Annotated in this window: 25 protein-coding genes; 17 read left to right on the top strand and 8 right to left on the bottom strand. The window is 64.4% G+C overall.

What is annotated here, in order from left to right; translation table 11 throughout:
• Positions 1-78: 78 nt before the first annotated feature.
• Complete coding sequence (locus ACRECS_RS08725; RefSeq protein WP_431582567.1) at positions 79-1,047, top strand: helix-turn-helix transcriptional regulator; 969 nt, start codon at positions 79-81, stop codon at positions 1,045-1,047.
• Between the two features lie 144 nt (positions 1,048-1,191).
• On the opposite strand, the gene ACRECS_RS08720 is transcribed toward ACRECS_RS08725, so the two are convergent.
• The gene (locus ACRECS_RS08720; RefSeq protein ID WP_431582566.1) at positions 1,192-2,322 is read right to left on the bottom strand and encodes a citrate/2-methylcitrate synthase; all 1,131 of its coding nucleotides are present in this window, start codon (positions 2,320-2,322) and stop codon (positions 1,192-1,194) included.
• Positions 2,323-2,400: 78 nt separating this feature from the next.
• Here ACRECS_RS08720 and ACRECS_RS08715 point away from each other — a divergent pair, with 78 nt between their 5' ends.
• Positions 2,401-3,468, top strand: a complete 1,068-nt coding sequence (locus ACRECS_RS08715) for a citrate synthase/methylcitrate synthase (protein WP_431582565.1) — start codon at positions 2,401-2,403, stop codon at positions 3,466-3,468.
• Positions 3,469-3,592: 124 nt separating this feature from the next.
• Here the strand turns inward: ACRECS_RS08715 and ACRECS_RS08710 are convergent, their stop codons facing one another.
• The 4 genes from ACRECS_RS08710 to ACRECS_RS08695 all read right to left on the bottom strand — a co-directional run bounded on the left by ACRECS_RS08710 (position 3,593) and on the right by ACRECS_RS08695 (position 8,103).
• Positions 3,593-4,174: a hypothetical protein gene (locus ACRECS_RS08710; RefSeq protein ID WP_431582564.1), complete on the bottom strand. Its 582-nt coding sequence runs from the start codon at positions 4,172-4,174 to the stop codon at positions 3,593-3,595.
• Between the two features lie 56 nt (positions 4,175-4,230).
• Positions 4,231-5,937 (bottom strand): flotillin family protein, encoded by a 1,707-nt coding sequence (locus ACRECS_RS08705; RefSeq protein WP_431582563.1) that lies wholly within the window; start codon positions 5,935-5,937, stop codon positions 4,231-4,233.
• Positions 5,938-5,942: 5 nt separating this feature from the next.
• Positions 5,943-6,554: a YqiJ family protein gene (locus tag ACRECS_RS08700; protein WP_431582562.1), complete on the bottom strand. Its 612-nt coding sequence runs from the start codon at positions 6,552-6,554 to the stop codon at positions 5,943-5,945.
• A gap of 544 nt (positions 6,555-7,098) precedes the next feature.
• Positions 7,099-8,103 carry an NAD(P)H-quinone oxidoreductase gene (locus ACRECS_RS08695; protein WP_431582561.1) on the bottom strand — a complete coding sequence of 335 codons (1,005 nt, stop codon included), beginning with the start codon at positions 8,101-8,103 and terminating at the stop codon, positions 7,099-7,101.
• A 76-nt stretch (positions 8,104-8,179) separates the two neighbouring features.
• Here ACRECS_RS08695 and ACRECS_RS08690 point away from each other — a divergent pair, with 76 nt between their 5' ends.
• Both ACRECS_RS08690 and clpA read left to right on the top strand, forming a co-directional pair.
• Positions 8,180-8,377: a DUF1192 domain-containing protein gene (locus tag ACRECS_RS08690; protein ID WP_431582629.1), complete on the top strand. Its 198-nt coding sequence runs from the start codon at positions 8,180-8,182 to the stop codon at positions 8,375-8,377.
• A gap of 125 nt (positions 8,378-8,502) precedes the next feature.
• Positions 8,503-10,815 (top strand): ATP-dependent Clp protease ATP-binding subunit ClpA, encoded by a 2,313-nt coding sequence (gene clpA / locus ACRECS_RS08685; RefSeq protein WP_431582560.1) that lies wholly within the window; start codon positions 8,503-8,505, stop codon positions 10,813-10,815.
• A 50-nt stretch (positions 10,816-10,865) separates the two neighbouring features.
• Here the strand turns inward: clpA and ACRECS_RS08680 are convergent, their stop codons facing one another.
• Positions 10,866-11,315, bottom strand: coding sequence for a UrcA family protein (locus tag ACRECS_RS08680; protein ID WP_431582559.1), 450 nt, complete (start codon positions 11,313-11,315; stop codon positions 10,866-10,868).
• 101 nt (positions 11,316-11,416) lie between these two features.
• Here ACRECS_RS08680 and ACRECS_RS08675 point away from each other — a divergent pair, with 101 nt between their 5' ends.
• From ACRECS_RS08675 to ACRECS_RS08665, 3 genes are all read left to right on the top strand, one after another.
• Positions 11,417-11,998 (top strand): hypothetical protein, encoded by a 582-nt coding sequence (locus ACRECS_RS08675; RefSeq protein ID WP_431582558.1) that lies wholly within the window; start codon positions 11,417-11,419, stop codon positions 11,996-11,998.
• Between the two features lie 8 nt (positions 11,999-12,006).
• Positions 12,007-12,234, top strand: coding sequence for a hypothetical protein (locus ACRECS_RS08670; protein ID WP_431582557.1), 228 nt, complete (start codon positions 12,007-12,009; stop codon positions 12,232-12,234).
• Positions 12,235-12,324: 90 nt separating this feature from the next.
• A complete protein-coding gene (locus tag ACRECS_RS08665; RefSeq protein ID WP_431582556.1) occupies positions 12,325-12,855 on the top strand; it encodes a rhodanese-like domain-containing protein in 531 nt (176 codons plus the stop codon).
• On the opposite strand, the gene ACRECS_RS08660 is transcribed toward ACRECS_RS08665, so the two are convergent.
• Complete coding sequence (locus tag ACRECS_RS08660; RefSeq protein WP_431582555.1) at positions 12,830-13,729, bottom strand: LysR family transcriptional regulator; 900 nt, start codon at positions 13,727-13,729, stop codon at positions 12,830-12,832. The genes ACRECS_RS08665 and ACRECS_RS08660 overlap by 26 nt on opposite strands.
• A 270-nt stretch (positions 13,730-13,999) precedes the next feature.
• Between ACRECS_RS08660 and ACRECS_RS08655 the strand changes: the two genes are divergently transcribed.
• The 4 genes from ACRECS_RS08655 (at position 14,000) to ACRECS_RS08640 (ending at position 18,580) form a co-directional block, all read left to right on the top strand.
• Positions 14,000-15,643 carry a diguanylate cyclase domain-containing protein gene (locus ACRECS_RS08655; RefSeq protein ID WP_431582554.1) on the top strand — a complete coding sequence of 548 codons (1,644 nt, stop codon included), beginning with the start codon at positions 14,000-14,002 and terminating at the stop codon, positions 15,641-15,643.
• Positions 15,644-15,717: 74 nt separating this feature from the next.
• Positions 15,718-15,915, top strand: a complete 198-nt coding sequence (locus tag ACRECS_RS08650; RefSeq protein ID WP_431582553.1) for a hypothetical protein — start codon at positions 15,718-15,720, stop codon at positions 15,913-15,915.
• 80 nt (positions 15,916-15,995) lie between these two features.
• Positions 15,996-17,696, top strand: a complete 1,701-nt coding sequence (locus tag ACRECS_RS08645; RefSeq protein ID WP_431582628.1) for an AMP-binding protein — start codon at positions 15,996-15,998, stop codon at positions 17,694-17,696.
• Between the two features lie 137 nt (positions 17,697-17,833).
• On the top strand, positions 17,834-18,580 hold the full coding sequence (locus tag ACRECS_RS08640) for a hypothetical protein (RefSeq protein WP_431582552.1): 747 nt from the start codon (positions 17,834-17,836) through the stop codon (positions 18,578-18,580).
• Here the strand turns inward: ACRECS_RS08640 and ACRECS_RS08635 are convergent.
• Positions 18,577-19,935, bottom strand: coding sequence for an NAD-dependent succinate-semialdehyde dehydrogenase (locus ACRECS_RS08635; protein ID WP_431582551.1), 1,359 nt, complete (start codon positions 19,933-19,935; stop codon positions 18,577-18,579). The genes ACRECS_RS08640 and ACRECS_RS08635 overlap by 4 nt on opposite strands.
• A 212-nt stretch (positions 19,936-20,147) precedes the next feature.
• On the opposite strand from ACRECS_RS08635, the gene ACRECS_RS08630 reads away from it, so the two are divergent.
• The 6 genes from ACRECS_RS08630 (at position 20,148) to ACRECS_RS08605 (ending at position 25,364) form a co-directional block, all read left to right on the top strand.
• Positions 20,148-20,387, top strand: coding sequence for an exodeoxyribonuclease VII small subunit (locus tag ACRECS_RS08630; protein ID WP_431582550.1), 240 nt, complete (start codon positions 20,148-20,150; stop codon positions 20,385-20,387).
• Between the two features lie 4 nt (positions 20,388-20,391).
• Positions 20,392-21,291, top strand: coding sequence for a polyprenyl synthetase family protein (locus tag ACRECS_RS08625; protein WP_431582549.1), 900 nt, complete (start codon positions 20,392-20,394; stop codon positions 21,289-21,291).
• Between the two features lie 23 nt (positions 21,292-21,314).
• Positions 21,315-21,815 carry a pantetheine-phosphate adenylyltransferase gene (coaD, locus tag ACRECS_RS08620; RefSeq protein ID WP_431582627.1) on the top strand — a complete coding sequence of 167 codons (501 nt, stop codon included), beginning with the start codon at positions 21,315-21,317 and terminating at the stop codon, positions 21,813-21,815.
• A 102-nt stretch (positions 21,816-21,917) separates the two neighbouring features.
• Positions 21,918-22,715, top strand: coding sequence for a peptidylprolyl isomerase (locus ACRECS_RS08615; RefSeq protein ID WP_431582548.1), 798 nt, complete (start codon positions 21,918-21,920; stop codon positions 22,713-22,715).
• A 44-nt stretch (positions 22,716-22,759) separates the two neighbouring features.
• Complete coding sequence (queA, locus tag ACRECS_RS08610; RefSeq protein ID WP_431582547.1) at positions 22,760-23,785, top strand: tRNA preQ1(34) S-adenosylmethionine ribosyltransferase-isomerase QueA; 1,026 nt, start codon at positions 22,760-22,762, stop codon at positions 23,783-23,785.
• A 163-nt stretch (positions 23,786-23,948) separates the two neighbouring features.
• Positions 23,949-25,364 (top strand): PLP-dependent aminotransferase family protein, encoded by a 1,416-nt coding sequence (locus ACRECS_RS08605; protein WP_431582546.1) that lies wholly within the window; start codon positions 23,949-23,951, stop codon positions 25,362-25,364.
• Positions 25,365-25,381 lie beyond the last annotated feature (17 nt).

Here is a 25,381-nt window from a genome sequence, read left to right as displayed (position 1 = left end):
CTTTCGCCTGTGATGCGAAGCGCTATGGACCGTGCTACCTGACACTTTCCGTCAGCTATTATCGGGCATAGCCGATTCATGCGCGCAAGCCGGCTCCTGTCGATCCTGATCCTGTTGCAACTCCGTACGCGGCTGACCGCCCGGGCGCTGGCGGAGGAGTTCGAGGTTTCGGAACGGACCATTTACCGCGATATCGACGCGCTGAGCGCGGCGGGCGTGCCGGTCTATGGCGATCGCGGCCCGGGCGGCGGATTCCAGCTGCTCGACGGCTATCGCACCCGGCTGACCGGGCTCGCCAGCGACGAGGCGGAGGCGATGCTGATGATCGGCCTGCCCGGCCCGGCCGCGGCGCTCGGGCTGGGCCCGGCGGCATCGCGCGCGAAAGGCAAGCTGCTTGCCTCGCTGGCGCCCGGATCGGTCGATGGCGCGGTGCGGATCGGCGGACGCTTCCATCTCGATCCGGTCGACTGGTACCGCGACGATCAGCCGGCCGAGCATCTGCCCCGCCTGACCCGCGCGGTGCTCGACCAGCGCGTGGTCGAGATGCGCTACGAAAGCTGGACCGCGACGCATGACTGGCGGATCGAGCCGCTTGGCCTGGTGATGAAGGGCGGCGGCTGGTACTGCGTCGCCGCCGCACGCGGCAAGACGCGGATCTTCAAAGTGTCCAATATCCTTTCGGCAACGATGCTCGACACCGTGTTCGAGCGGCCGGCGGAGTTCGAACTCGGCAGCTTCTGGTCGATGGCGACCGAGCGGTTCGAAAGCGAGTTGCGGCAAGGCGAGGCCGTGTTGCGCGCCTCCCCGGTCGGCCTCAAGCGGCTGGCCCGGCTCGGCAGCTATGCCGCGCGCGCCGTGCAGGGCGCCGGGGCGGTGGAACGCGATGGCTGGGTGCGCCTGACCCTGCCGGTCGAACGCCCGGAACAGGCCGCGCTCGACCTGCTTGCGATCGGGCCGGAGATCGAAGTGATCGATCCCCCGGCCTTGCGCGCGGCGCTGCGTGAGCTGGCCGGGCAGGTGATCGGCCGAACCGCGCCGCTGGTTTAAAAGGACCGACCTGTCCGTCATTCCCGCTTTCGCGGGCACGCCGATGCTATAACTCGCCGAAGTAGCAATTTGAACGGTCGCACCGATCGAGGAACTAGCCGCTTTTACTCCCGACAACAGTCGAAGCCATGCCGGTGATGCCGGTCAGGACAAAGGCGCTGTTTGACTTCGGCCCTGATATCGTGCGCGAGGCCTGATGATCGCGCCGGTTGCCGCCTGTTCAAGGGCGTGTGCCACCCAGCCGACCGTTCGGGCAATGGCGAACAGTGCGAAACCGGATCGCGGCGGCAAGGTATATCGGCGCGCAATCGCGAGGAGCGCAAAATCGATGTTCGGTTGCAATCCCAGCATATCCATGACCGCATTCCGCAGCCTCGCGAGTTCCCCATCCGGCTGGATATGCACAAGCAAGGCGCGCGCGCGCAGGTCCCCATAGGGATAGAGCGGGTGGCCAAATCCGGGCAGCCCATGCCCTGTCGAGAGCCAGCGCTCTATCGCGGCGTCGGCGCCCGTATTGATCGCCTCGATGAGAAAAGATTCGAGCGCTGCGCCGGCGCCGCCATGTTTCGGTCCCGACAGGGTGGCCAGGCCGGCGAGGATGCAGGCGGGCATTCCGGCGCCCGTCGAGGCGGCGACGCGTGCCGCGAACGTCGACGGGTTGAGTTCATGATCGGCGAGCAGAACCAGCACGCGTCGAACCAGTTCCTCGCCTTCCATGTCGAGGGCCCATGCAGCGGAAAGCCGGTGATGGATCGAGCCCGCCCCAGCGGCGCCAAAAGCAGACGCCATCGCCGCGACGCACATCGCACCTTCGTTTACCAGTTTCGCGGCAGGCCTGCCGATCAGCGATCGCGCCTTTCCGGCTAATGCGGCGAGAGCCTGAAACGGGTCGTCACCCACGGAGGCTTCCGGAAAGACAATGGCGTCCGGCTGTTCCCACAGCAGCGCCGCAACCTCCTCCAGCCCCATGCGCGCGGCAAGGGCCGTGGCGGTCTCGCCCCGATAGATCAATTCCCCGTGACTGACCGTCGCGATGGCTGTGGGGATCACGGGTTCGCCCCATGCCAGCGTGCTCGCCGCAACGGATGTTTGGCGGCGCCCGCGCGCGCGCCGCTCGGCAAGCGCGAGAATGTCGTCACCCCGATAGAGGCTGTGCCGCGGGTCCGCGGGGTCGGCTCTGCGCTCGATCTGGCCACGGCTGACATAAGCATAGAGCGTCTGGGCCCGGACGTTGAGCTTCGCCAGCACCTCCTCCCGTGTCATCCATTCGCGCATGATTGATTCACTTGATCAAGATTGATTCACTACGGTGAAGGGATCATCTCGCTCGTTGCCAGTCAAGGAGCGAATGAAATGAATAATGGTCTAGAAGACGTCGTGGCTGCCGAAACGGTGCTGTCGGACGTCCGCGGCGCGGTCGGGCAGTTGATCATCCGCGGATATCCGCTTTCGGCATTGGCAGGGCATTGGACGTTCGAACAGACCGCTCACCTCCTGTTTACGGACTTCTTCGCCGATTTGCCCGATGCGGCGGAATTTGCGGCAAGGCTGGGCGCCGCACGCGTCGATGTGTTCGAGAGAACGCAGGAATTGCTCGGGCCGATGTCGAAACTGCCCGCCTATGACGGCATGCGTGCCGCGATGGCCATGCTGCCCGACGACACGGCGCTGCCCGATGCGCTACGCCTGCTCGCGGCCCCTGCGGTGTTTCTTCCGGCGCTGATCCGGATGCAGGCGGGCGACGAGGCAATCGAGCCATCGGCCAATGCAGGCCACGCCGCAGACGTGATCCGAATGCTGGGTCGATCGGACGGCGCACGGGCACTAGACACCTATCTTGTTACCGTAAGCGACCATGGTCTCAACGCTTCCACTTTCGCTGCGCGGGTGGTCGCCTCCACCCAGGCAGGGCTGACCTCCTCGGTTCTCGCGGGGTTGGGTGCGCTCAAGGGGCCGCTTCATGGAGGAGCCCCCGGTCCGGTTATCGACATGCTCGACGCGATCGCGGAGGAAGGCGACAGCGCACGCTGGATCGACCGTGCGCTGGACAAAGGCGAGCGGCTAATGGGTTTCGGGCATCGCATCTATCGCACGCGCGATCCGCGCACCGACGCGCTCAAGGCCGCGCTTCGGTCGTTCGGGGGTGTCGATGCCCGGTTGCGTTTCGCCGAAAGTGTCGAACAGGCCGCGCTCGATGCGCTCCATCGGCGCAAACCCGATCGCGTGCTCGAAACCAACGTCGAATTCTATACGGCTCTTCTACTGGAAGCGGCAGGGTTCCCGAAGCATGCATTCACGGGAGTTTTCGCCATGGGCAGGGTCGCGGGCTGGCTGGCGCACGCTCGCGAACAGGCGCTGACCGGCCGGTTGATCCGGCCCGCGTCCCGCTATGTGGAGGCGTTGACGAAGGATGCCGCCTAAAGCCGGCTGATTGCCATGTATCGGTCATAGCCGATGATTGTCGGGCCTGGCAGTCCGACGGCAGGTCGAGAAATCGCTACCATCGGTGCCCTCAGGTTCACGGGGATGACAATTGGATGGGATGCTACATGATCCCCGTGACCTCGCGCCGCCGCCGCGCAGCACCGAGCTCGAACAGCCCGACACCGGCGATGGCGACCACGAACAGCCAGCCCCACATATGTGGCCATAGCGGGAAATCGCCGTCATCGAGCGGTTTTGCCGTCTTGACGCCGATCCGCTGCAGATATTCGTCGTTGAGCGGCATCACGACGAACTCCGCGCCATTCTCGTAATAGATGACATGGCCATGTTGCTTGCGGACGATGAACGGCATCGCCGCCACAGTCTTCTCGTAGAAGGAATAGCCGAATCTCAGCGGCGGCTTCTCGTCGCCCAGCACGGGAAAGGGCGCACCGGCCGGGATCGTCCGCTGACGCCCGAGCTTGAGAATATGGATGCCATAGTCGTCAAGGACCCGGACATAGTCGCGCGGCAGATCACGATAGGCAATCGGGGCGCCGGGCAGAACCCAGGACTGGTCGCCGATGAACCGCGACCGTTTCGACAGGACCATCGTCGTCGCGATCGCCAGGATCAATATGCCCAGCAGGACGCCGCGAATCATCGCGTCCCGCCTGATCACCGGATCGTCGTTTACGGCCATCGTCTTGCTCCCCCCGAAGGTCCGACTTTAGGTTGATATGCGGACGGAAGGCGCCGTCATTCCTCCCCGGACGCCGCGACGCCCGGCGCGATGACCGATGCGATGATCGGCGGAGCCGGCGTTGCGGCCACCGACCGCGTCATCGCCTCAAGCGATGAGCCGTCGATGCCGAGTTCCTTCATCAGCCCGTCAATCAACGGTGCCTGAGCGCGGTAGCGCAGCGCCGCCGTTACCGCCGAATTGGCGAGATTGCCGTTCCCGCCATCGCCGTCGATCGCGATCCCCGCGCCGCCTTGTCCCTGCAGCCCTTCGACCTGGACGATCTTGATGCTGTCGATCGCTTCCATCGGCCGTGCCGCTTCGCGGATCAGGTCGGGCAGGACCTTGAGCAGGGCGAGCTTGGTCGCCATCGACACCTGGTCGGACGAGAGCAGGTTCGCCGCCTCGTTGACCGCCCGCTGGCCCGCCGCTTCGACTTCGAAGCGAACCCGGTCGCCTTCCGCCTTGAGCTTGGCGGCTTCGGCTTCGCTTTCGGCGGTCAGCCGCACCGCTTCGCCGCGATTGGCAGCGGCGTGTTTTTCGGCCTCGGCCTGCACCTTGATGCCGATCGCGGCACGTTCGGCTTCGCGCGATGCGTCGATCAGCTCGATGCGCTTCTGGCGCTCGGCAATCTCGGTCTCGCGCGCGGTGCCGACCTGTTCCTCGGCCGCGACGGCGCCGGCACGGGCCTTGTCGGCCTCCGCACGGGCCTGGCTTTCCTCGCGGCTCTTGTTCTGCACCGCGATCTGCTGCTCCTGACGGGCGAGCGCGAGTGCCTGTTCCTGCGCGATCTGCGCTTCCTTGACCGCGCGGTCGGCCTCGATCTGCGAGCTGTCGACCTTCTGCTTGGCCTCGATCTTCGCCTGATCGGCTTCACGCGTGCGCAGTGCCTGTTCGCGCGCCACTTCGGATGCCTGGCCGGCGCGCTTCAATTCGATCTCGCGCTCCTGCTCCAGCCGGGCGAATTCAGTATCGCGGCCGATCAGGAAGGACTGGCGCTCGGCCTCGAGATTCTTGGTCTCGATCTGAATCCGCGTGTCCTGTTCGATGTCGTTGCGCGCCTTCTTGCGCAGCTCGATCTGCTCGGTCAGCTTGGTCAGACCTTCGGCGTCGAACGCGTTATTGGCGTTGAAATGCTCGATCGACGTCTGGTCGAGCCCGGTCAGCGAGACGGATTCGAGCTCCAGGCCGTTCATCGCCAGATCGGCGGACGACACCTGCTGCACCTTTTGCACGAAATCGGCGCGCTGCTCGTGCAGCTGGTTCATCGTCATGCCCGCTGCGACCGAGCGCAGCGCGTCGACGAACTTGCCCTCGACCAGTTCCTTCAACGCGTCGGGATGCATGGTACGCATGCCGAGCGTCTGCGCGGCGGTTGCGATCGACTGCGCATCGGGGCGAACGCGGACATAGAATTCCGCCTTCACGTCGATGCGCAGCCGATCGAGCGTGATCAGCGCGTCGGTATTCTTGCGCTCGACCGCGAGGCGCACCGTGTTCATGTTGACCGGCATGGTTTCATGGAACACCGGCAACACCAGCGCGCCGCCGTTGATCACGACCTTTTCACCGCCGAAGCCGGTGCGCACGAAGCCGATTTCCTTCGAGGCGCGCTTGTACAGCTTGGCGAGGATCATGCCGAGGATCAGCAATGCGGCCAGGCCGACGCCCGAATAGATCAGATAGGGTATGATCGATCCCGACTGGGTCACGACGTCGTTCATTGCGGTCAGACTCCGATATGCGGCAGACGATGGTCGCCGCGGGAAATGGCACGAAAGATCTGCTCCTCGCGGCGCACGAGCAGGATGCGCTCGCCCTCCTCAAAGACCTGATCGGGGGTATTGGGCTCGACCATGACGTAATGCGCTTGGCCATGCTCGTCCTCGACGCGCGCGCGGGCAGGCGATCCGTACGCGGCGCGGCCAGTAACGATACTGCCGGTCTCACCGACCAGATCGTCGAGCAGGATGGCGGTGGTGTGGTCGCGCGGCAGGATGCGCGCCAGGCCACGCGCGGCAAGACCGGTGACGGGAAGCGCGGCGGCAAGCGCCGCCGGAATGGCGAACCAGGGATCCAGCAACGCACCGGTCGAATCATGGATCGCCTGCTGGCCGATCAGCCCGATCACGCCGAAGGTCGCCAGGAAAACGACCAGCAGCATGAGCATTGGCAGGCGGCCGACCCCGAGCCAGCTCAGCAGATCGGGGTGCGACTCGAAATCGCCATGGAGATGCGCGTCATGGCCAAGCCCGACCAGCTGCACGACGCCGATCAACAGCATCAGTACAATGGCCGAAACGAAGACGAAATTTTCCGGCGCCCCGAGAAACGCTAACATGCCACCCTGCCCATGGCGGCGATTGTAATGCCCTGTACGGGCCACGCTACCGAAATCGAAACGGGTGCGGCGATTGAGATGCCTGACGGCGCTGCCGCGCTTTTACCTGGGTCGATCCGAGCCTCAACGGCGGACCGGCGAAACGCTTTGTGAAGGACCGTCCTGGCGAACCGACGTTCAACGCGCCGACACATTCCGGGATCGCGCGGCCGCGTTGATCGCGGGATGCGGACGCAGGCCGTCGATATTGATTTAACTAGTTGATATATAATAATATTATACAAACATCCCGGCCGGTACGGTGGCCTGAGATATGCGACTTCCGGTGTCCCATATCTCAAATCTGTCGGCGAAGCGGCGGCCCCGGGACATGCGACATTCGGTGTCCCATATCTCCCATTGCCCATCCCCGCAGACCTGTCCCGGGCAGCGATTCAAGCTTCACGGGGAACCGGGCATGGCGTCCCTGGCCGGACTGGGGCCGGCACGCGTTCAATGTCGAAACAGGATTGCCACAGGACCTCCGAAGCCATGGCCTCGTACATTATTCTTCGATCACCAGCACGATCTTGCCGACATGGTCGCCCGCCTCCATCCGCTCATGCGCGGCGGGCGCTTCGGCGAGCGGGAAGGTGCGGTCGATCACCGGTTTCAGCCGCCCCGCCGCGACATGCGGCCAGACGGTGCGCGCCAGTTCGTCGGCGACCAGCGTCTTGAACGCGGTGTCGCGCGGTCGCAGCGTCGATCCGGTCAGGGTCAGGCGGCGACGCATGATCTCGAAGATCGGGATCGTCGCGGTCAGCCCGCCCTGCACGGCGATCGAGACATGACGTCCGTCATCGGCAAGGCACTGCATGTTGCGCGGCAGATAATCGCCGCCGACCATGTCGAGCACCACCGCACAGCCCTTTCCACCGGTGATCGCCTTCACCTCGGCGACGAAATCCTGCGACTTGTAGTTGATCGCATGATCCGCCCCGAGCGCCCTGGCCGCGGCGCATTTTTCGTCCGAGCCGGCAGTGACGATGATCGTCAGGCCGAACAGATTGGCGAGCGCGATCGCCATGGTGCCGATCCCGCTGGTCCCGCCATGGACCAGCACCGTGTCGCCTTCCGAGGCATAGCCGCGCTCGAACAAATTGGTCCACACGGTGAACAATGTCTCGGGCATCGCCGCTGCTTCGATCATCGACAGCGCCTCGGGCACCGGCAGGCACTGGCCCCAGGGGGCCACGGCATAGTCGGCATAGGCGCCGCCGCTGATCAGCGCGCAGACCGGCTGGCCGATAATCTCCTTCATCACGTCGTCGCCGACCGCGACGATCGTGCCGGATATCTCCATGCCGAGAATCGAGGGCGCGCCCGGCGGCGGCGGGTACAGGCCCTTGCGCTGCATCACTTCGGGCCGGTTGACGCCGGCGGCGGCGACTCGGATCAGCACCTCTTCGGGGCCGGGCGCCGGCACGGGACGCTCGACGATGCGCAGCACGTCGGGACCCCCGGGCGCCTCGGGATCGATCGCCCGCATCAGTTTCGGAATGTTGATCATCGATCCGCCGCCCCTTTTCGCCGGATATCCGGCGGGTCTTATTGACATCGCGATACGCCCGGTCAACTTTCATGTCATGGATTTGGATGAGATCCCTGCAGGAAAACCGGGCGACGCGCTGATAGCGCTGACCCGGCAGGACCTCGACCCCTTGTCGGTCGAGGAATGCGAAGCGCGGATCGCCGCGCTGGAGGGCGAAATCGTCCGCACACGTGCACGCTTGACCAAGGCCGTTAACCACCGCGCAAGCGCTGACGAGCTATTCAAGCGATGAGCATCGAGGCTCCGGCAGGCTGGAAGGGCCGGAGCGTTTTTCAAGTGCTTGATGCAGGCGACCTGCCTTCCAACATTAGTGGAAAGGGCCGTCCGCATTCCGACGGCCCGCATGGAGTAACCTGAATGCCTAGTTTCGCTTCCGCGCTCGAGACCACGCTGCACAAGGCGCTCGAAGCCGCGTCGTCGCGCCGCCACGAATATGCGACGCTGGAACACCTCCTGCTGGCGCTGGTCGATGACGAGCACGCCTCGAACGTGATGTCGTCATGCGGCGTCGATCTCGGCGAGCTGAAAGCGACCGTCGCGCATTATCTCGACACCGAGCTCGAGGCGCTGAAGGTCGATGCCGCCACCGACCCCTCGCCGACCAGTGGCTTCCAGCGCGTCGTGCAGCGCGCGATCCTCCACGTCCAGTCCTCGGGCCGCGACGAAGTGACCGGCGCCAATGTGCTCGTCGCCCTGTTCAGCGAGCGCGAAAGCTATGCCGTCTATTTCCTCCAGCAGCAGGACATGAGCCGCCTCGATGCCGTCAGCTTCATCTCGCATGGCGTCGGCAAGGGCGGCACCGTTCCCGAAGCGCGCGAAGTGAAGGGCGCCGAGGAAGAGAAGACGCAGAAACCCGGCGAGAAAAAGGGCGAAAGCGCGCTCAAGCAGTTCACCGTCGATCTCAACGAAAAGGCGAAGAACGGCAAGGTCGATCCGCTGATCGGGCGCGGGCCCGAGGTCGATCGCACCGTGCAGATTCTGTGCCGCCGGTCGAAGAACAACCCGCTCTATGTCGGCGATCCCGGCGTCGGCAAGACCGCGATCGCCGAAGGGCTGGCGCGCAAGATCGTCGAGGGCGATGTGCCTGAAGTGCTGCTGCCGGCGGTGATCTACTCGCTCGACATGGGCGCATTGCTTGCCGGCACGCGCTATCGCGGCGATTTCGAGGAGCGGCTGAAAGCGGTCGTCAACGAGCTTGAAAAGCTGCCCGACGCGATCCTGTTCATCGACGAAATCCACACCGTGATCGGTGCCGGCGCGACCAGCGGCGGCGCGATGGACGCGTCGAACCTGCTCAAGCCGGCGCTGTCGGGCGGCACGATCCGCTGCATCGGCTCGACCACCTACAAGGAATTCCGCAATCACTTCGAGAAGGACCGCGCGCTGCTGCGGCGCTTCCAGAAGATCGACGTCAACGAGCCGACGATCGAGGACACGATCAAGATCCTGACCGGCTTGCGCACCGCGTTCGAGACTCATCACTCGGTCAAGTACACCCCCGACGCGATCAAGTCGGCGGTCGAGCTGTCGGCGCGCTACATCAATGACCGCAAGCTGCCCGACAAGGCGATCGACGTGATCGACGAAGTGGGCGCGATGCAGATGCTGGTGGCGCCGAACAAGCGCAAGAAGACCATCACCACGCGCGAGATCGAGGCCGTGATCGCGACGATGGCGCGCATCCCGCCGAAATCGGTCTCGACCGACGACACCAAGGCGCTGGAAAGTCTGGAAACCGATCTCAAGCGCGTCGTGTTCGGTCAGAATGCCGCGATCGAGAAGCTTGCGTCCGCAATCAAGCTCAGCCGCGCCGGCCTGCGCGATCCCGACAAGCCGATCGGCAATTACCTGTTCACCGGCCCGACCGGCGTCGGCAAGACCGAAGTCGCCAAGCAGCTGGCCAGCATCATGGGCATCCCGCTGCAGCGTTTCGACATGTCGGAATATATGGAGCGTCACTCGGTCAGCCGGCTGATCGGCGCGCCTCCCGGCTATGTCGGCTATGACCAGGGCGGGTTGCTGACCGATGCCGTCGATCAGCAGCCGCATTCGGTGCTGCTGCTCGACGAGATCGAGAAGGCGCATCCCGACCTGTTCAACATCCTGTTGCAGGTGATGGACAACGGCAAGCTGACCGACCACCACGGCAAGACCGTCGATTTCAGGAACGTCATCCTGATCATGACGACCAATGCCGGCGCGTCCGACATGGCGCGCGAGACGCTGGGCTTCGGCCAGCTGACGCGCGAGGGCGAGGACGAGCAGGCGGTGCAGAAGATGTTCACGCCGGAATTCCGCAACCGGCTCGATGCGATCGTGCCGTTCAGCTATCTGCCGACCGACGTGGTCGCGCGGGTGGTGGAGAAGTTCATCCTCCAGCTCGAACTGCAGCTCGCCGATCGCAATGTGCACATCACGCTCGACGACGAGTCCAAGGCGTGGCTCACCACCAAGGGCTATGACAAGCTCTACGGCGCGCGCCCGATGGCCCGCCTGATCCAGGAAAAGATCAAGCAGCCGCTCGCCGAGGAATTGCTGTTCGGCAAGCTGGTCCATGGCGGCGAAGTGACGGTGAAGATGAAGGACGGTGCGCTGGTCTTCGAAATCACCGCCGCGGCGCCGAAAAAGCCCAAGAAAAAGGGTAAGGCGGAAAGCGTCGAAGCGAAATAAGGCGTTACGTCACCTACAGTGAAGGGCCGGGCGAAAGTCCGGCCCTTTTGCTATCGGCGGTAATAGACCGGCCCCGGCGAGGTGCGGATCACGACCGTAACGCGGGTGCCGGGCGCCACTGAATAGGTCATGGGCGGCGGGGCCGGCGGGGACCATGCCTGAGCGGGTTGCGGCGCGCACCCGCCCCAGCCGCAGGCGCGCAATTGCGCCGCGCGCTCCAGCGCCAGGCGCCGCATCCATTTGTCATGGCTGATCGCGGCCGAGGCCTGGTCCTCAGTGCTTTCCCAGGCCTCCGCGCGGCAGTCCCGGTCGCTGCCGCAAATCCGGTTCACCGCGCGATCGACCCGGCGATAGAGTTCGGCGATCCCCGCGCTGGTCGACAGATCGAGATCGGCGGCGGCCACCACCACCTGCTGCATGTCGTAACGATCGTCCCAGTCCGCCTGGGCGGCACTTGAGATCGTCGCCAGTGCGACTCCAGCCAGCAATTTCCGCACCATGTCCGACTCCCACGGTATGATGGTTAACAATAGGCGCCAGATGACAGTGAAACACAAGCGATGGTCAGCGCCTGTCTCGTATTCGGACAGGGTCGCGCGACATGCTTTCACCACTGTTCTTCCAATTGGCAAGTCATCATCCCCGCCGGTTGCAGCCGGCCCGGCAAATGATAGTATCGGCGGATACACCTTGGCGGCTTTCCCTTGCAACATTCCACCGGGATATGAGCGAGGCGGTGCCCGCATCCGTGCTGCGCGGCGTCGTTGCGGCCATTGCCGAGTTCCTGCTTTCGCTGCGGCTGGGCGTCCTCCTTCCCTTCACCTATCTCGCCGCGACGGTCGGAACCCTGTGGGCGGTCGGCAAGGCCTATGAGATGACGGTCGACGGGATCGAGCTACAACATGAACTGCTCGGCGAAGCCCCGGGACGATTCTGGATGCTGCGACGTTATGAGATCAGCGGCGTTCAGGACCCTCAGGCGACCTGGCTTTATTATTTGCCGCCCGATCAGGCCAAGCGTCTGGCCCGCAAATGCCTCCCGGGTCGGTCGGAGCACATGTATTTCGCGGAAAAGGGCCTACCGCGAACCGGCTGCGTGCTCCTGGACCGCCAGGAAAGCCCCAATTTTTATCTCATCCTGCTCAACGGACAATGGCTCGAAACGCAGTACAGCAATTCATGAGTCGGGCTATGACGCTTTTCCTCCGCCTTCACCGCCTGGTGCTGCGGAGCATTGTCGTTCTGATGATCATTGTCGGCCTTACCATGGTCGCGCTGGGCGGACATCGCGAGGCATTCTATTTTTACCGGTGGGAATGGCTCGCGCTCGCGCTGTTCATTCTTATCGGCGGTGAGACGACCGGCTGGGCAATGGCGAGGGCCCATAAGGAGCCTGCCGCTCCATCCGGACGGCCATAGCGCGGGGAAAGCCGCAACCATAATCGTTCAGCGCAGATCAAGCTGGCAAGGCGCAGCATCGCATTCGGTTCAATGGCGGGAGTGGATGGCATGCGTAAAGCATTGATCTTGTTGACGGTGCTGGCCGGATTGAGCGTCGCAATGCCTTTGTCGGCAAAGGAAGCGCCGCCGCCCGCCAATCCGTTGATCGACTATGACGGCTTTGTCGCGCTGACTCAGGATGTCGGCCCCTATCGCGCAAAACGGTTGCTGAATGTGGCTGACTTCAAACGCGAAAGCGTGGCGCCGAACGCGCTGTTGCTCGATGCGCGATCCGCCGAGGCATTCCGCCAGGGGCATATTGCCGGCGCGGTCAATCTGCCGCTGCCCGATTTCACTGCCGAAAGCCTGGCGCGGGTGATCGGATCCGACACGAACCGGCCGATCTACATCTATTGCAACAATAATTTCCGCAACAACATCGCACCGGTGGTCACCAAGTCGCGGCCATTGGCGCTCAATATCCAGACCTTCGTCAATCTGGTCGGCTATGGCTACAAGCAAGTCTGGGAATTGGGTGAGGCCATCGACATGAACGATCCGGCGATCGGCTGGGTCAGGGGTCAACCGACCCAGGGTTAGCCGCCGGCTGGTCGGCCTGGCCGGCGAGCCAGTCGAGAAACGCCGTCAGCACTTTCGACCGGTCGTCGCGGCGATGAATCAGGTTGATCGTCCAGGATGCCGGCGGATCCAGCGGAACCGCGACCAGCGAACCGGGACGCATCGAGTCGACGATCTCGGTATCGACAAAGCCGATGCCGGCGCAATTCCTGACCACTTCCGCAACTGAGCGCTGGCTGCCCATCTCATGGATCATGCCCGGACGGACGCCGAATTCTTCCAGCATGGCATCGACCGTGCTGCGGATATTATGCGCTCGCGGCATCATCACGAATATTTCGCCGTCGAGCTCGCTGAACCGGACCAGGTCGCGATCGGCAAGACGGTGATTCGGCGCCACGACCAGCGTCATGATGCGCTCCCCGATCGGGACCGTCGCCAGCTTCATGCCGATCGGGACCGGGCCGATGATCGCGCCCATATCGACTTCGCCCGCGAGGATCCTGTTGAGCACCAGTTCGGGCGGCGCAACATGCTGGTTGACGCTGACCTGCGGGTTTTCGCGCGCGAAACGGCCGAGCAGCGCCCCAAGCACGCCTTCGGCAACGACCGGAATCGCCGTCGCCCATAATGTGCCGTGCAGGCCGCCTCTGATCTCGCCGATCGTGCGCTGGACGGCGCGCAGGCCGGCAAAGCTGCGTTCGACCGATGCGAGCAGCACCTCACCCTCCGGCGTCAGGGTCATGCCGTTCCGGCCGCGATCGAACAGCCGGAAACCGCAGGATTTCTCGAACGTGCCGATCGATCGCGTCACGCTTGGCTGAGTGATGTTGAGCCGGTTCGCGGCGCGCGTCGCCGATCCGGTCTCGGCAATGGCCCGGAAGATTTCGAGCATACGAGGATCGACAGGGGTCATCCGTGTTACTGACCTCGATGCAAAGCGGCAGCCGGAACGATAGTCATATCGGTGGCGTAATGGATAGCGACCCGATCGAATTTTCATAGCCCGGTGCCGGCGTGCCGCCCCGGATCGATACAGTCGGTGGTCGCCAAGGCGCTCTTTACCTTCTGTTTGGCATATTCGGTCTACACGGTGCCGATGCTTCGGCCGTGGTTTTTCAATCTGTTGGCGCTGGTCTGCGCTTGCCTGGCGATGATGATCGCCATGCCGGCACCCGCGCGAGCCCAGGCCGGGACGGTCGGCAAACCGATTACCCTGTGTATCCAGCGCGCTGCGCCCGGCATCACCGCGGCACAGCTTTTGCGCGCACCATCGTCAGGCTTCGACTGCACGACCCCCCAGCAGAAGTTCGGCGCGGGCAATTTCTGGGCGATCAGCCAGCCCTTGTCGGTCGTGGATCTGCGCCAGCGCATTGGCGTGCGCGTCCTCAGCCAATGGCAGAAAAGCATGACGCTGTACGCGCTCTATGCCGATGGCAAGGTCGCGACGATCAGGACCGATGCCCATGCCGCGACGCGCAATCTGCAACTCGGCGCGATCGTCCATCGCTGGCTCCCGCGGCGCGATGTGCCGGTGGTGCGGCTGCTCTGGTATGTCGAGGACAGCATGAACCTGCGCGGGATCGTGCTCGGCGCGACGATCGCGACCGGCACCGAAACCGCGATGTCCAACATCATCCTGGCGGCAATCTATGCCGGATTTGGCGGCCTGTGCCTCGCGTTGCTGCTCTACAATCTCGGCCTGGCCCGGGCGCTGCGCCAGGACTATCTGCCGCTCTATTGCCTGATGCTCCTTGCCTTGATGCTCTACGCCTTTTCGTCATCCGGCACGCTCGCCTGGCTGCTGACGGACATCGACAATCGGACGCGGCTGCGCATCAACTATCTGACCCTGGCGATGGTCGGGGTGACGGCGGTCGCGTTTCTCGGCCATTTCTTCGAACATGGCGTGATGACCCGGCGGCTGCGCGCATTGACCCGGATCGCGTCGGCGGCCGTGGCATTGCCCGCACTGGGCATCGCATTGTTCGCGCCTTGGGGGATGGGTGCATTCGACACCGCCCTCTCGGTCGGCTTCGGGCTGCTGATCCTGTCGATCATCCCGATCCTGTACAGCGCCTGGCGGCACCGCAGTCCCTATCTGTGGCTGTTCCTGATCGCCTGGTCGGTGCCGATCGGTCTCGCGACAGCGCGCACCGCGTACAGCTTCAACCTGCTGCCCTATAATTTCTGGCTCGACAATTCGACCGTCATTTCGATGGCGGTCGAGGCCGTGCTGTCGTCGATGGCGATCGCCTATCGCATCCTGATGATCAGCCGCGAGCGCGATGAAGCGCGCGAACAGGAGATTGCCGCGCGATTGCTGGCCGACACCGATCCGCTCACCGGCCTGCTCAATCGGCGGGCCTTTTTGCACCGCGCGATCGGCCGTGCCGGCAATCAGTCGCTGCTGCTGATCGACATCGACAATTTCAAGCGAGTCAATGACACGATCGGCCATGACGGCGGCGATGAAGTATTGCGCGTGGTCGCCCGTATCCTGCGCGCCGCGGCCACGCCCGACGCGCTGGTCGCCCGGATCGGCGGTGAGGAGTTCGCGGTGGTCACGTCGTGCGATCGTCCGATCGAAGCCGAAGCGATCCTGGCCGGATTCCGTAGCGGCCGGATGCCGTTCGATCTCGCCGTCACCGCCAGCATCGGCGTGTGCGATGGCCCGCTCGCGCGCGAAACCGACTGGAAAGCCTTGTATCGCGCCGCCGACCGCGCCCTGTTCGATGCCAAGGAAGCCGGCCGCGACCGGGTGCGTGCGGCCCACGCGCCACAGCGTGAACGAGCGGCGGCAGCCTAGTTGCGCTTGCCGTAAAGCCGCCGAATCGTTACGCAGAACGACGACAGGGGCCATTTAACGAGAAGGACGCGCCGATGCGCGATCGTCGAATAGCCGTGGCCGTTGTCGTGGCATTGCTCTTCGCAATCGCCGTGCGGCATCCGTCCGCCGATATTCGTATCATCACCCATGACCAGGCCGACCGATCGCCGCGCCGCGTGCAGGCTGCGATCGATGTCGGCCTGTTCGGCGTGTCGGTACTGATCACCTGGACCAAGCGCTTCGCAGGCTGACTGTGTTTTAATGTTGCCGCCCGGGCGGCAGCACATTCTCGCGCTTGCGTGGGGGGAAACCGTTGCTTACACCAATGTCAATGTCAGACCCGATCGCCGCCTGGACCAACGCCTATCGCCATCCCACACGCTGGGACACGGTGTTCCCGCCACTCTCGATGGTGGAGCTGTTCGATCGTTCAGCCGCCCTTGCCGGAGAAGCGCCGCTGGTCGATTTTCTCGGCCGGCACTACAGCTATGCCGAGACGCTGGACGGTGCGAACCGTGTCGCTGCCGGGCTGACCGCGCTGGGTTATGGCCCGGGCGACCGGATCGGGCTCTTCCTCCCCAATGTGCCGCATTATCTCGCTGCCTATTACGGCATCCTCAAGATCGGCGCGACGGTGGTCAATTTCTCGCCGCTCTACACGGTTGACGAACTGGCGCATCAGGTCGCGGATTCGGGCACGCGCATGCTGTTCACCGTCTCGGCCAGCGCGGTGTTGCCGACCGCCTTGAAAGTGCTCGAGCAAAGTGGCCTTGAGCGGCTGGTGGTCGGATCGGTCGCCGGCGTGCTGCCACCGGCCAAGTCGCTGCTTTACCGCCTGTTTAAGGGCAAGGAGACGACCAAACGGCCCGACGATCCCCGGATCATCGCTTTCTCCAAGCTGATCGACAATGACGGCCAGCATGTGCCGGCGCAGATCGATCCGGCGACGCATGTCGCGCTGATCCAATATACCGGCGGCACCACGGGCACGCCCAAGGGCGCGATGCTGACGCATGAGAATCTGTCGGCCAATGCGCGGCAGGTAATGGGGCTCGATCCGCACCCCGGCGCGGTCGATCGCATTCTCGGCGTGCTGCCGCTGTTCCATGTCTTTGCCAATACCTGCGTGCTCAATCGCACAGTGCTCAATGGCGGCTGTATCGTGATGCTGCCGCGCTTCGATTCAGGACAGGTGCTCGCCGCGATCCACCGCACCAAGGCGACTGCCCTGCCCGGCGTCCCGACCATGTACCAGGCACTGCTCGATCACCCGAAGATCGGCCAGACCGATTTCTCCTCGCTGCGGATCTGCATCTCCGGCGGCGCGCCGCTTTCGTCCGAGCTGAAGGCGAAGTTCGAGAGCGTTACCGGCGCGACCGTGGTCGAGGGTTATGGCCTGTCGGAAAGCTCCGGCGTGGTATCGGCCAATCCGTATGAGAATGAAGGCAAGCCGGGGACGATCGGTCAGCCGCTGCCCAGCACCAATGTAAGACTGGTCGACAAGGGTGATCCTTCATCGCCCGCCCCCGAGGGCGAGCCGGGTGAGCTGGTCGCGTCGGGGCCGCAGATCATGAAGGGCTATTGGGGCAAGCCCGATGCCGATGCCGAAGTTTTCGTGACCGATGCGGCGGGCACGCGCTGGCTGCGCACCGGCGATGTCGGGACGATCGACCCGGATGGTTTTATCCGCATCGTCGACCGGCTGAAGGACATGATCGCGGTCAGCGGCTTCAAGGTCTTTCCGAGCCAGATCGAGAATATCCTCTACCGCAACCCGGCAGTGAAAGAGGCGTTGGTGATCGGCATGCCCGACGCGTATCGCGGCGAGCAGCCGCGCGCCTATGTGACGCTGGTCGACGGGAGCGCCGCCACGGGCGAGGAATTGCGCGACTGGCTCAATCCGCAACTCGGGCGTCACGAGCGGGTGGATGAAGTAGTCGTCCGGCTGAACATGCCCAAGACGATGATCGGCAAGCTCAGCCGCAAGGACCTGATCCACGAGGTTCTGGCCGAGGAAAAAACCACCGCTTGACACCGCCTTAACGGCGGGGGCTTCTGTCCCAGTCTCGTACGGCTATTGTTAACCATCTGCATTAGTGTTGTTTTAAGCATATCTCTGATGCCCGATGCTGTACCTCCTTTGTCAGGGACCGAGGGAAACATCATGAGATGCAAGCAATCCTGTCCCGGCTGCGCAATCGCCAAGAAGGCGAAATCGCCGCACTGATTCTGAAGAATATTCGGCACGGTATCGCCGCCCTCTCGGTCGAACAACGCCGTCGCCGCGCCGCCGATCGGGCGTTCGACCGGCGCTGGGGTACAGAGACCAGTCGCGGCGTGAGCGTCCATGACCTGGACATCGACCGATCGCGGATCGAACAATGCAATCGCTACGACCCGAGCAGTGCGGCGATGCTGCGCGATCCGATCGCGGCGCTGGGCATCGACCCGGCAATCCATCATTTCATCGATTATGGCGCCGGCAAGGGGCGAGCGATGATGCTGGCGATCGAGATGGGTTTCGCACGGGTTTCCGGCATCGAGCTGTCGACACGCCTGTGCGATATCGCCAATGCCAATATCGCGCACTTCGCCACCCGACGTCCCGACATGCCGCCTGTCCGGATGATCGCCGCCGATGCGGCGGCGTTCATGCCCGATGGCTGCGATATCGTGGCCTATTTCTACAATCCGTTCGACGCGACGGTCATGAGCATGGTCAGGAATCGGCTGGAGGGCGCGCTGTGCCGGCTGACCGGGCGGGTGGTGGTGATCTATGCCAACCCCGAACATGGCGCGGTGTTCGCCGACGCCCCGGGATGGCGGCAAGGGCCCTCCACACCGGGCGTAGCGACATTTGTGGCCGAGGCGGAGCGGTTCCGATGGCGCGCGCTGACGGCCCGCGCGCCTTTCTAACCGACTACCGTCTTCAGGTTCATGAATTCGTGCAGACCATAGGGCCCGAGTTCGCGCCCATGCCCCGATCGCTTGATCCCGCCGAACGGAGCTTCGGGGTTGCTCGCCAGCATCTGGTTCACGGCGGTCATACCCGCTTCGATATAACGCTCGAACTGTTCGCGTTCGGCCGGGTCGCTGGTCCATACCGAGGATCCCAGGCCGAACGGTACATCATTGGCCAGCGCGATCGCTGCGTCGATATCCGCTGCCTTGAACACCATTGCCACCGGGCCGAACAGCTCCTCCTGCGCAACGGCATGATCGACCGGCACGTCGACCAGGATGCCTGCCGACATATAGGCGCCCTTCCCCGGTAATTTTTCCCCGCCCAGGATCAGCTTCCCGCCCTCCTTCTCGATCATCGCGATCTGGTCGAGCACGGTCTGGCGCTGTTCCTCGCTGGAGAGCGGGCCCATATCGGTATCGGGCGACATCGGATCGCCGGCCCTGACTGCCGCCATACCGGCGGTGAACTTCTCCAGGAACTCATCATAGATCTCGGCATGGACGATCATGCGCTTGGCGCAGATGCAGGACTGGCCGGTATTCTGGATACGCGCAGTCACTGCGGTCTTCACTGCCTTGTCGAGATCGGCCGAGGGCATGACGATGAACGGGTCCGATCCGCCCAGTTCAAGCACGACCTTCTTCAACGCGCGGCCGGCAGCTTCGGCGACCTTCATCCCCGCGCCCTCGCTGCCGGTCAGCGTCACCGCGACGATGCGGTCATCGGCGATCAGCGCATCGACCTTGTTCGACTTGATCGCGAGATTCTGGAACACACCCACCGGCGCGCCGGCCGCAATCACCATTTCCTCGATCGCCGCCGCAACGCCCTGCACGCTCGACGCATGCTTCAACAGGCCGACATTGCCCGCCATGATCGTCGGCGCGAGGAAGCGTACCACCTGCCAATACGGGAAATTCCACGGCATCACCGCGAGCACCGGCCCCATCGGCAGCCAGCGCGCGGTGGCTTTACCGGTCGCGGTGGCGATCTCGCGCGAGGCAAGCATGGTCGGCCCCTCCTGCGCATAGTGGCGGAACCCGATCGCGCATTTCTCCACTTCGGCGAGGGCGGATTTCAGCGTCTTGCCCATTTCCCGCACCGCGATCTCGGCCAGGCGCTGGCGGTTCGCGTCGAACTGATCGGCGATCGCCGAGAGCAAGGCGGTCCGCGTCGCATAATCGGTCGTGCGCCATGACCGGAACGCGTCATGCGCACGCTGGACCTTGGCCTCGATCTCGTCGGCGGTCAGCTCGGCAAAGGAGTCGCCGGCGTCGCCGGTAGCGGGGTTGATGCTGGTGAACATGGGCGCGCTCCTGTGATCTATCGTCACAACGAAGCTGGTGACGTTGCTTTCCCAGTTAAAGGGGCTGGCCCAGTTAAAGGGGCTGGCCCAGTTAAAGGGGCTGGCCCAGTTAAAGCGCCTCGCCCAGTTAAAGCGCCTGGCCCGGAGAAAAGCCGCGCTTTGCACAGCCGCCGTCCTTGACCCCCCTCGCCCGCCTGCCGCATAGCGGCGCCATGGATAATCCGATCGAAGAATTGTCGTTCGAGGCCGCGCTCCGGGAGTTGGAGACGATCGTCTCGCGGCTCGAAAGCGGCGATGCGCCGCTCGACGAGGCGATCCGTCTGTACGAACGCGGCGACCAGCTGCGGCTGCGGTGCAAGGAACGGCTCGACGCGGCGCAAGCGCGGATCGAGGCAATCCGGCTCGACGGTGAAGGCCGGCCAACGGGCACCGTCCCCTTTGCCGCCGGCTGAGCGCGTGAACGCCGCATCCCTGACGCTGCAGGCTGCGCTGGGTGAGGTCGCCACCGATATCGACCAGCGTTTCGATGCGCTGCTGTCCATTCCCGACGATCCCCGCGCCGATCTGTACCGCGCGATGCGGCATGCCGCGATCGGCGGCGGCAAGCGATTGCGCCCGTTGCTGACCATGGCGACCGCGCAATTGTTCGGTGTCGACCGCGATTGTGCCGGGCGCGCCGGCCTCGCGATTGAATGTATTCATGTCTATTCGCTGATCCATGACGATCTGCCCGCGATGGACGACGACGATATGCGCCGCGGCAAACCCACCGCGCATAAATTGTTCAGTGAAGCGACCGCGATCCTTGCCGGCGATTGCCTCCATGCACTGGCGTTCGAGATCCTTGCCGACACCGCGACTCACGCCGACCCGCATGTCCGGGTCGAGCTGATCCTCGATCTCTCGCGCGCGTCGGGCCCGAGCGGCATGGCCGGCGGGCAGATGATGGATCTTGAAGCGGAGAAAGCGAGCTTCGATCTGCCCACCGTCACCCGGCTGCAGGCAATGAAGACCGGCGCGCTGATCGCCTGTGCGGTCGAGGCGGGGGCGATCCTCGGCAAGGTTCCGCCCGAACAGCGCACGCCGCTGCGCGGCTATGCCCGTGATCTTGGCCTCGCGTTCCAGATTGCCGACGACATTCTCGACGTCGAAGGTGACGAGGCGGTGGCGGGCAAGAAACTCGGCAAGGACGCGGCGGCAGGCAAGGAGACATTCCTGTCGCTGCTCGGCCTTGACCGCGCGCGCGGCCAGGCGCGCATGCTGGTCGATCAGGCGGTCGAGCATCTGCAGGGTTTCGGCCCCGAGGCCGACCTGCTCAGGGACATTGCGCGGTTCGTGATGGATCGCGACCGCTGAATTCGAGGGGCAACAGCATGACCATCCGCACCGGCGTCTATCCCGGCACTTTCGACCCCGTTACCCTGGGGCATATGGACATCATCCGGCGCGGCGCGAAGCTGGTCGACCGGCTGGTCATCGGCGTCACCACCAATCCGTCCAAATCGCCGATGTTCAGCCTCGAAGAGCGCATGGCGATGGTCAAGCGCGAGGTCGCCGAAGTCGGCGGCGAGATCCATGTCGTCGCGTTCGATTCGCTGCTGATGGATTTTGCCGAGCGCGAGGGCGCCAAGGTCATCGTGCGCGGCCTGCGCGCGGTGGCCGATTTCGAATATGAGTATCAGATGGCTGGTATGAACCAGCAGATCAATCCGCGCGTCGAGACCGTGTTCCTGATGGCCGATGTCTCGCTGCAACCGATCGCCAGCCGCCTGGTCAAGGAAATCGCCCTGTTCGGCGGCGACATCCACAAGTTCGTCCCCGCCCGCGTCCGTGACGACGTCGTTGCACGGGTCGAGAAGGTCGGCCGCAAGGGTTCGTGATACCACGGGAAGCTGCTCAGGATTCGGGCTCAAGGTTCGGATTGGCGCGGCCCCGGATTTGCTTTAGACGCGAGCCATTCCCTCGATAGTTGCGAGACCAAGATGCGTTTCATTGCCAGCCTGTTTGCGTGTTTGACGGTCCTGATCTCTGGCCCGGTCGCGGCGCAAGACGCCCTTGACAAGCTGATGCAGCGCGCGCCCGTCGCGTCGGCAACCGACAAGGAGAATATCCTTTATCTCGACCTGTCGACCGGCGGTCGCGTGGCCATCTGGCTGCGTCCTGACGTTGCGCCCAAGACGGTCGAGCGGATCAAGACCCTGTCGCGTCAGCATTTCTATGACGGGCTGCTGTTCCACCGCGTGATTGACGGCTTCATGGCGCAGACCGGTGACCCCAAGGGCGACGGTACCGGCGGATCGCCGCTGCCCGACCTACCCGCCGAGTTCAATTACCTGCCGCATGTGCGCGGCGCGGTCGCCGCGGCACGCGAAGGCGCGCCCGAAGGCGCCGATGCCGCCGCCAAGAAAAAGGCCGAGGACAGCGCCAACAGCCAGTTCTTCATCGTCTTCCAGCCGCGCCTGTCGCTCGACAAGAAATACACCGTGTTCGGCCGGGTGCTCGAGGGCATGCAATATGTCGACGCGATCGAACGTGGCGAGCCGCCGGCAAACCCTTCGCGCATTCTCCACGCCTATATCGCGGCCGACAATCCTCCGGCCTATGTGGCCGCACCGGTTGAGGCCCCGGCGGCACTGGGCCCACCCGTGGCGCTGCCCGGAACCGGAGCCGGGATCGGCGCGGGGATCGGAACGATTGCTCCCAAGCCCACACCACCGGCAGCGGTAACGCCCGCGACGAAAAAGCCGGCCGCCAAAAAACCGGCCGCAACGAAGAAGTAACCTTCGCCCCGCGGCCTTTGGGCGGCATGGCTGACGGGAACGGCATGAAAGTCGATCTGTTCGATTTCGAATTGCCGCCGGAGCGCATCGCGCTGCGGCCGGCGGAACCGCGCGACGCCGCACGCCTGCTGCTGCTCGATGGCGCGGCGACGCGCGACCTGCAGGTCGGCGATCTGCCGGCACTGTTGCGCCGCGGCGACCTGCTGGTGTTCAACGACACCCGGGTCATTCCCGCCCAGCTCGAAGGCACGCGCGGCGCCGCGAAGATCGGTGCGACGCTGCACAAGCGCGAGGGGCCGAGGCGCTGGCGAGCGTTCGTGCGCAATGCCAAGCGGCTGCACGATGGCGACGCGATCGATTTCGGCAATGGTGTCGCGGCGACCGCATCCGACCGTGCCGAGGATGGCAGCTTCGCGCTGACCTTTGCTGGTGACGAGCCGGTCGAGCTGCTGCTGGAGCGCGCCGGGCGCATGCCGCTGCCGCCCTATATCGCCGCCCGACGCCAGGCCGATGCGCGCGATGCCGACGATTATCAGACCATGTTCGCCGCCGAAAAAGGCGCCGTCGCCGCCCCGACCGCCGCGCTGCATTTCACCCCCGCGCTGATCGCCGCGCTGACCGAGGCCGGCATCGGCCAGGCGACGCTGACGCTGCATGTCGGCGCGGGCACCTTCCTGCCGGTCAAGGTGGACGACACGGCGGAGCATAGGATGCACGCCGAATGGGGCCGCATCGACGCCGCCACCGCGGACCGCCTCAATGCCGTGCGCGCCGCCGGCGGCCGCGTGATCGCGGTCGGCACCACCAGCCTGCGCCTGATCGAAAGCGCGAGCGGAGAAGACGGGGTGATCCGCCCGTTCGAAGGCGACACCGCGATCTTCATCACGCCCGGCTATCGCTTTCGCGGCGTGGACGGCCTGATGACCAACTTCCACCTGCCGCGCTCGACCTTGTTCATGCTGGTCTCGGCGCTGATGGGGCGGGAACGGATGCAGGCCGCCTATGCGCATGCGATCGGGACCGGTTACCGCTTCTACAGCTATGGCGATGCCAGCCTGTTGCTGCCCTGAATTGATCCCCGCCCGGTCTGATCCGCGCCTGACCTGATTCGCAGTCGCCGCATCCGGCCTGGATGGGGCGCCTGATTATCGTCGTTCTGATTTGCCATGCGCTGGCAGTCCGGAGCAGAGTGGCGCAACCGCTTTTTCAACCATGGCCAGAATCGGCTAGTCCATGTCCATCGTCAGATCCGCCAGTATCTCGCCCCTGGATCCAGCTTCGGCTGAGCCCTATTATCGGCAGATCTACGAGCGGGTTCGCGGTGCGATCGCCAGCGGCGTGCTCAGGCCCGGTGACCGGATTCCCTCGGCACGTGGCCTGGCCACCGAATTGGGACTGGCAAGAGGCACCGTCGAGACGGCCTATTCGCTCTTGTCCGCGGAAGGATATATCCAGGCCCGCGGCCAGGCCGGGACCGTCGTGGCGCCAGGCCTCGACCTGCGATCGCCGGTTGCGGAACCCCGGCGCGACAGCCGCACACCAACGGACAGTTTCCGCGCGGATTCAGTCCTGCCGTTTCAGATGGGTCTGCCGGCCCTTGATGCCTTTCCACGCAAGATCTGGGCACGGCTGGGCGCGCGCAGCATCCGTGCGCTGCAACCATCGGGCATGGCGCATCCGGCCGTTTTCGGCATGCCGGCCTTGCGCGCCGAGATCGCCGCCTATCTCCAGGTCTCGCGCGGGATCGACTGCTCTCCGTCGCAGATCTTCGTGACATCGGGCTATCGTCACACCCTGCACCTGATCTGTCATGCCCTGCTGCAGGCGGGCGACGGCGTCTGGGTCGAGACGCCGGGCTTTCCGCCGACGCGCGAACTGCTGGGCCATATGGATATCGCCGCAATAGCCGTACCGGTCGATCGCGAGGGCATGGTCGTTTCAGAGGCGATCGAGCGCGCACCGGGGGCACGCGCCGCGGTGGTCACCCCGGCGCATCAAAGCCCGCTCTGCGTGTCGCTGTCCCTGCCCCGGCGGCTGGCGCTGCTGGACTGGGCCGCAAGCAACCACGCCTGGATCATCGAGGATGATTATGACGGCGAGTACCGCTATGTCAGCCGCCCCTTGCCGGCGCTGAAGAGCCTCGATCGCGACGGACGCGTGCTGTATGCGGGCACGTTCAGCAAGGTGCTCTTCCCCAGTCTGAGGCTCGCCTATCTCGTCGTACCGGAGGCGCAGATCGACCGGTTCGAGCAGATCGCCCTGGCTTTTGCCGGGGGAAGCCCGGAGCTGACGCAGACCATCGTCACCGCGTTCATCAAGGAAGGCCATTTCGCGCGCCATATCCAGCGGATGCGCAAGCTCTATGCCGAGCGCCGCGAGGCGACGGCGGCCGGCCTGGAAAGCGTGCTGGGCGATCATCTGCGCATCGACGCCCAACCGGGCGGCATGCATCTGATCCTGCGGCTGCTCGACGGCCGATCGGATCGACAGCTTGCCGCAAGAATGCGGGTCGAGGGCCTTTATGCCGAAGCCCTGACCAACTGGACGCCGGATCGCGACGGCGCTCCGGCGCTGCTGCTCAACTTCACCAATATCGACTCCTTGGCCACCGCCGAAAAACTCGCAAAGCGTATTCTGAACCTGATCTAAGGGCGCTCGACATGAAG

This window comes from Sphingomonas sp., assembly GCF_050725575.1.
Taxonomy (GTDB): domain Bacteria; phylum Pseudomonadota; class Alphaproteobacteria; order Sphingomonadales; family Sphingomonadaceae; genus Sphingomonas.
The sequence above is the reverse complement of the archived record's forward strand: the minus strand, read 5'-3'. Positions and strand labels throughout refer to the sequence as shown.